The organism is Rhizobium sp. RAF56 (assembly GCF_052113965.1).
Classification (GTDB): Bacteria; Pseudomonadota; Alphaproteobacteria; order Rhizobiales; family Rhizobiaceae; genus Rhizobium.
Window position 1 is genome coordinate 1 of sequence record NZ_JBFRDU010000079.1, and the last position, 6,678, is coordinate 6,678.

7 protein-coding genes and 1 pseudogene are annotated in these 6,678 nt (G+C 54.2%); 2 read left to right on the forward strand and 6 right to left on the reverse strand.

The window, feature by feature from the left end; all coding sequences use genetic code 11:
- The 5 genes and pseudogenes from AB4048_RS28305 to AB4048_RS28325 all read right to left on the reverse strand — a co-directional run.
- A pseudogene (locus AB4048_RS28305) lies at positions 1–118 on the reverse strand (IS5/IS1182 family transposase); the annotation flags it as partial.
- Between the two features lie 554 nt (positions 119–672).
- Positions 673–885 (reverse strand): cold-shock protein, encoded by a 213-nt coding sequence (locus AB4048_RS28310; RefSeq protein WP_442205277.1) that lies wholly within the window; start codon positions 883–885, stop codon positions 673–675.
- A 79-nt stretch (positions 886–964) separates the two neighbouring features.
- The gene (locus tag AB4048_RS28315; RefSeq protein WP_442205278.1) at positions 965–1,330 is read right to left on the reverse strand and encodes a hypothetical protein; all 366 of its coding nucleotides are present in this window, start codon (positions 1,328–1,330) and stop codon (positions 965–967) included.
- 250 nt (positions 1,331–1,580) lie between these two features.
- Positions 1,581–1,802 (reverse strand): hypothetical protein, encoded by a 222-nt coding sequence (locus tag AB4048_RS28320; RefSeq protein WP_442205279.1) that lies wholly within the window; start codon positions 1,800–1,802, stop codon positions 1,581–1,583.
- A gap of 243 nt (positions 1,803–2,045) precedes the next feature.
- Positions 2,046–2,849, reverse strand: a complete 804-nt coding sequence (locus AB4048_RS28325; RefSeq protein WP_442205280.1) for an N-acyl homoserine lactonase family protein — start codon at positions 2,847–2,849, stop codon at positions 2,046–2,048.
- Between the two features lie 658 nt (positions 2,850–3,507).
- Here AB4048_RS28325 and AB4048_RS28330 point away from each other — a divergent pair.
- Both AB4048_RS28330 and AB4048_RS28335 read left to right on the forward strand, forming a co-directional pair.
- Positions 3,508–4,257, forward strand: coding sequence for an HWE histidine kinase domain-containing protein (locus AB4048_RS28330; protein ID WP_442205281.1), 750 nt, complete (start codon positions 3,508–3,510; stop codon positions 4,255–4,257).
- Between the two features lie 17 nt (positions 4,258–4,274).
- Positions 4,275–4,601, forward strand: coding sequence for a hypothetical protein (locus AB4048_RS28335; protein ID WP_442205283.1), 327 nt, complete (start codon positions 4,275–4,277; stop codon positions 4,599–4,601).
- A gap of 186 nt (positions 4,602–4,787) precedes the next feature.
- On the opposite strand, the gene AB4048_RS28340 is transcribed toward AB4048_RS28335, so the two are convergent.
- Positions 4,788–5,990 (reverse strand): hypothetical protein, encoded by a 1,203-nt coding sequence (locus AB4048_RS28340; RefSeq protein WP_442205282.1) that lies wholly within the window; start codon positions 5,988–5,990, stop codon positions 4,788–4,790.
- Between the last annotated feature and the right edge of the window lie 688 nt (positions 5,991–6,678).

Genomic DNA, 6,678 nt, shown 5'->3' on the forward strand with positions numbered 1-6,678 from the left:
GCCTGCGTGGCCTCGGCATAAACGGAACGATCAGCGACCATTCCCTATCCGTCAGATCACTTGCGTAACGCCCTGTCCGTCGGCCATATTGGCGACGGGTGAAATCAGTCCAGCCCATTGCAGTTTCCTCGAATCCTAAGCAAATCCAAKGGAATCACAACTGGCTGATTTCACTCAATTCTTTTTCGGTCAGGCTCTAAGGAAAAGGGGAAGGGGAAGGGGACCGTCACCCCTCAACACTTTTACTATTTGCTTCCACCTTACCTTGGCGTAGCTGCTGCTTCAGCATCAACTTCTTCTGTCCCGTGTCGTGACCAATGACTTCGTCGGCGATGGAAGTTCGCTAGGCTGCGCCGCTTGCCGTCCCATTTCTCGTGGACACCGAACGCCTTCCGTCGCCGGGTGAAGGCCTTTGATAGGAGGCTCGACCGATTGGGGTGGTCCTCACTGCGGCCCGCTCGATTCCCGGTGTGCTGAAGAACGCTCTCGATGAAGGGCGACACTAACCCCGCAATCTTATCAATGGACTAGACTTCGTCGCGAAACAGAAAAAGGCTCCTGACGGAGCCTTTTGTGTGCCAACCAATCCGGTAACTGTTAGGTTCAGCGCCCTTGGGTGACAATCCGATTTCAATCCATCGGCGACCGAGGTCGACCATTGAACAATCGAAGTTAGAGCGTATCGATGTTGATGGCCTTGGGACCCTTGCCAAAGCGATCCGGCTCCGTATCGAAGCTGACCTGCTGGCCTTCGCGCAGCGCCTGGATGCCAGAAGCTTGAAGGGAGGAGATGTGAACGAAAACGTCCTTAGCACCGCCGTCTGGAGTAATGAAACCAAAACCCTTATCAGCATTGAAGAACTTCACAGTACCCTTAGTCGCCATAGATATCCCTCATCTAGTTAGTCGGCGACAAAACATGGAAACTTTGAGGGGTCTTGGCAAGCAATAATTTGGATTCGATCTAAAAGCGCTCGCTCATTGAAGACCACACAAATGCGAGAGCTGTGCCTGGGCAACTCCGTGCCAGGTCCTGAACCTGCGGAAGGCCGGACAATACCGTGCCGACATCGCCGTCGATAGAGACGCGGGAATCGATAGTTTTGCAGGCACCGATGTCAACCGTCAGCTCGACATCGACCCGCCCGTTTTGCGACATCTGGATCAACGCGCCGGAGCTTGAACTGCAAGTTAATTTTCCCTCCGCGCGAATTGAAACGCCTTCCGGGGCAGAACAGAAAGCGGCGAGGGTGGCATCAAATTTTTCCGTCCGATCTGGTCCGGCTGGGAGCAACTCACACAGCCGCACGGTGGCCAGGGATTGCTTCATTTTTGGCCATTCCGGACTATTCAAAGCCGACCAGCATGCCGCGTGTGCAGTAGAGAGCAAAAGCATCGTATTTGCACAAAGAAAAGTGTTGCTTTGGCAATCCGACCGGTCATCTGCTCTCTCTGTTTATCCGCCCCAATAGTTCGGCACCTTCCGTATCGGCGTCCAAGGTACCCATATGATGCAAATGAACTCTGTGCCGCCGGCGGGCTAAGAGTGCCAGAGGCAAGTATGAAGTGGGCCTTGAGGCTCACGCAATTTTCGCAAACATCGCTGTATCGTCGCCCTCGCTTGGGCCGCTTATTTCGTCGAACGAGGTGAGGAGGCGTTCCAGGGCAGCGTCCTCTTTTCTCGCGTCGCGTTCGTACTCAAGAAATGCCTTAATAAGATACTGTCTCGGCATCTTGTTGATGCGTGCCACAACAAGGTCGGTCAGCTTAAGGGTTTCTGCTTCATCGGGTGTCAGGCCCATTGCACATCTCCCTGTGCGTATCAAGGGTCTACAATCGAAGCATGCCCCTGTGGCAAACGTATGCCCTCTCTTGCAACTCGCAGAGGTCGACGCCAGTTGGTCGCGATCCGAGAGGAAGCCTCCTTTGAGGGGCGGAAACCGGTGTTCGAGACCGTGCCACAGCCATTCTCGAGGATCTGGCGATACCGTTCGAGTCGATGGGGAGGTAAAAGATAGCCGTCTCGTCGGCTTCAATGCCCCTTGTCAATTCACAACCGGTTCGACGTCTAGGCGGGCAGCAATTCCTTGAAGCTCTGGCCTTGGCGCGGGGTACCGCTTCAAGACCAATGGATCGTGCCCCGGGATTATGTGATCGTGCGAGGATGCAAGCCGTTCGAGCACCTTGTAGCCTTCCAACATTTCCCCGAGATTATAGATGATCGGGAACGGCCGGACCTGCTCCATGTTCGCGTAGAAATGCGAAGCGTCGGACGCAAGAACCAACCAGCCGCGCCGCGTCCATACGCGTACCGCTTGGAGACCCATCGTATGTCCGCCGATATGATGGAGCGACAGCCCGGGAGCCAGCTCATCAACCTTGTCGTGGAATTCAAGGTGTCCATTAAACAGGCGTCGGACCATCGCGCAGACATCGTCGACTTCATAGGTGTGCGCGAGCGGCTTATGGCACATGCATCGGCCCGTAACATAGGCCATCTCGGCATCCTGAACGTGGAACCTCGCGGCAGGGAACAAGTGATGATTGCCGCAGTGGTCGAAGTGCATGTGGGTTACAATCACATCTTCGATGCGGCCAATGTCCAGGCCGAGCATTTCCAGCCCCTCACTGGGACAGCGCACAAAAATACGCCCGCGCTTCTTCGCAACCTCACGATCAAAGCCGGTGTCAACAGCGTAGGTTTTGTCCGCACCGACTATGGCCCAGACGAAGTAATCGAGAGGCATCGGCACATCGTGCGGGTCGCCGCCCAGAAAGTTCTCCGCCGCACCACGTGCGTGGAACCCATAGCGTACAGCATATACTTCGTAAGGCGCGAGCTGGGTCATATCCTACATCCCCTCTGTAGACGTTCCGTCGCGGCAAGAACTTTGCGCTCTGGAGCCCTTGAGGACAAGCATCTCGCCGAACCTTCAACATGGCGACAAACGAAGGACCTTTAATATCGCAGGACGGCTAGATAGATTATTCATCAGCTATCTGACCCGGCTGCATCATGAAAGACGACTTGCAGATTTACGGAGGAGCCGAGTTGGAAACCAGCGGGAATGCCGGAAAGAGTTCTTCGGGAAATGGCGTTGCGTCACAAGCAGCTCGCGGAAAGCGCCGGACACCAATCCGGTAACCTGAACATGACTGCATCGCGCTGGAACGCCAGTCACCAGGTCTTTTCCGTCAAACATTCGGGCAGAATACTTCCCGGTCTTCCAGTTCTCGGATGGCCAACCTATCGCAGTAGTCGGGGACGTCATCAGGACGCTGGAAGGCAAGAAGTCGCCCTGGCAGTTGGCGTTTTGGTTCACCTCTCCCAACGGATGGTTAGGCGGCAGGGCTCCGGCGAACTCGCTCGATGACAAGGATGGGGTGCTAGATGCGGCGACGCTGGGATCGGAATTCATTGCGGGATGAAGACTCCCACGGTAGAGCTCGTCAGCCATTCGTTGCGCGTTGTTACGGTCACTCCGATGTGCAATTCTTCGAGTTTAGATGATCAATGAAAAGGCAACCTCCATGGTATCGCCCGTGACGTCTGATGCTTCGAAGGAAGTCGAAGGCAAGCTCGACGACTCCGATGCCAACGAGCAGGAATTCGTGCGGGCTATAGCGGAAATCTCTCCAGCTATGCTGTGGATGGGTGATCAATATGGCAAATGCGTTTTTCTAAATGCCGCGTTGCGAAGTTTTTGGGGTGTGAACCCCGCAAATCTTGCCGAATTCGATTGGAATTCAACCGTCCACCCCGACGACACCTCAAAGCTTGCCGGTCCCTTCGTAAAGGCTATGGCGGAACAAACGTCGTTTGCCGTCGAGGCGCGGTACAAGCGGGCCGATGGCGCATATCGCACCATGCGAACGCTCGCAAACCCCCGGTTTGGCTCCGGCGGCGAATTCCTCGGCATGACTGGCGTCAATATCGACATAACGGAACAACTGGCTGCCGAAGAACACACAAGATTGCTGATGGCGGAACTTAACCATCGCACCAAGAACATCCTGTCGGTTGTCCAGGCCATCGCGCGGAAGACTTTCACCCTAAAGGCCAATTCGGGGGAATTTATTCGGTCGTTCGACGAGCGGCTGCAGGGCCTCTCCGCTAGCAATGATCTGCTGCTTAGAACGGATTGGTCAGGCGTTCAACTCGATGAGCTGGTGACGACCCAGCTTGCACACCTTGTCGATCTGGTTCGTTTGCGCCTCGCGCGAGGATATTCGGATGGGAAGCCCCTTTACGGTTAGACGGTCTCCAACCCTTCTTGGCGGGTTGGCTCGGTGGCATTGAAGTCATCTCCCTTTGTGAAAAGCTGCGCTATGAGGCGATCGAGAACCCCTCGCTGCTGGCTACAGACGTCGAAAGTCGTATCACGATTACCCTGGATGAAGAAAAGCGACAGCTTGTCATTGAGGATAACGGCGTCGGAATGAGCCACGACGAGAAATGCGGCAGCTTGTTTCTGCCAAAGGCAGACGTGCGACCTGAAGGGAAGCTTTGTGGTGAACAAGTGGGCGAGCGGACACGCGTCTGTCCAGGCATAGAACGAGTAAGGCCCTGGGCTCAGTCTTTGCATCGCATCGGAGATTGATGAGGCACACCCTGGGACGCTATCCGCCATTTGCCCCAGGCCCCGAGGCCAACTGCTCTTCCATATCATCAGGGGGGTCTACGAGCGCACCCCTCGATCATCGTCAACAGTTGCCGCCACAATAGAAATCATCGAGTATCCGCGCGGTTGTCGGCCAGTAATCTGACCGACTAACCTATCTCTGCCTTACCAGGAAAGCTTGGGTTCCTGCCCAAAGGCCATACAGCGAGCTGACGTGTTGCCCGTGCTTGGCACCCAATCGCTAACGAATTTGCAATCGTTAGGAAGGCATCCGTCGATCTCAGGGGTGCGCCTGCGCAAGATGGTCGCTAAGGTGCTCGGGCACTGATGCAAATAGCGGAACGCATAGAATTTGGGTTCGCCTTCGCGACCTAAAGCATCGCGGGTCTGAAGCCAAAAACCTTTGGCGGTTGTGGTATTGGCGACATCCTCAAAGCTCAAAGTATCGGTGTCGGGTAAGTTCATGCGAACTGTGAGAATTTTGCCATCGAAGCCAAATATAGTATTAGCCAGCATGCCGAGCATCTTAGCTTCCGCTTCGCACCTGGCTTCGTCCTCCGCCGTAGCGAGCGTTGCAAGGAGAACGGAAAGCGTTTTTTCCAATTGGGAAGTAAGGTGGCCAGCTTTAGCGGCCATCTTCAATGCATCCGAAAATTCTGAGAGTTGATGCTGCAGTCGTTGCTGCGTCTCACTCATCGACGCCGAAAGGACCTCGCCACTTAGAATCCCAAGGTCAGCTAGAAGCTGCCGCTGCGGCCCGGTAACTGTCGTGAAGACTGCCGGAAGACGTGGCGAGCGGGGCCACCAAAGTATGCCCGCATAAAACGGAAGACCTGAACTGCTTAGCTCCTCAAAGCTGTCGAATAGCGTATTCTCGGCGGCCCAGCGAAGACGGTGGATCAAGTTCTGCCCATCGCGCAATTGAACCGGCGACCCAAGAACGCGACTAAATGCATCGGTTTCGAAAATCTCCAAGTCATAACGGACGCAACGCACCAATTGGTCACCCGATAAAATATGTACCAGATAAGGGGCGAAGAACGGCTCTTCGTCATACTGAACGTGGTGCCATTTTCCCGTGATGATCACGCGGTCGCTCGGGCTCGTTCGATACTTTTTCGCAGCACGTAACAACCTACGGCGGTATGGTTCAACGAAGGCATGGAAGGATGGGTTGTCAGTCGGTTCAGCGTTCATATATAGGCGGATGTTTCTATGGATGATGTCGATGGCGGCGTCAGGTCCGTTCAGAACGACCTTTCCTTGATATTCGGGACACGTGATTATCGAAGGACCGTTGTCAGCGGATAAAAATGAATTCAGAACTCGGTCGGAGTTGAGAGTATATATTTCATTGACATTAAGCATGCCGTCTTCCTTTTACACACAGCAAAACGGCAACTAGGTATTGCCTAGCAGCAAGTTGAGCTATAATTAGATTGTTCTGCCGCAGATGAAGGTTATCCGCTCTGGCACTCGATAAAAAAATGATCATCTAGAAATTTGACGGCCGCAAGCGTCAAAAATATCTTTTTTGCACTCGCCTGCAGGAAACCAACGCAGTCGATATTCTTCGCATGGCATCCGGACGGTGCCACAAATTATCAAAGGCAATGGGGTCGACGACGAACTTTTCTCACGCTTAACGCTCATGTTCGCTGAAATGACCTGCGTGGACGCCCACCGCAAATCTGCCCAATCCTATAAAAACGCGACAGAGTTAGGGTGATCGATACAAAAGCAGCTTTTGTGTCGGCCTACATTGGCGGTCGCATGGACCAGCGATGGTTACCATCGAATTTGCTGAATGGGGGTATAGGCTTGCGGCATCGCAGCCAGATGCCTGGTATCCATTTGCAGTCTTATTTTGATTCACCGGATTATTTTGGTTCAATCTGCGGGGAGGACTTATGAGACCTGTGCGCGGGAAGGACTATTGCGTTGATTCTGTTTAATTTTGTGGCACCCAGGTTAGAGGTCGTAGTGATATCAGCGCCGACGTTGCCGGCTGTAGCTTCTGGCGCTCCGGTGGAAGCGCCGGTGTTGTTGTTGCCGC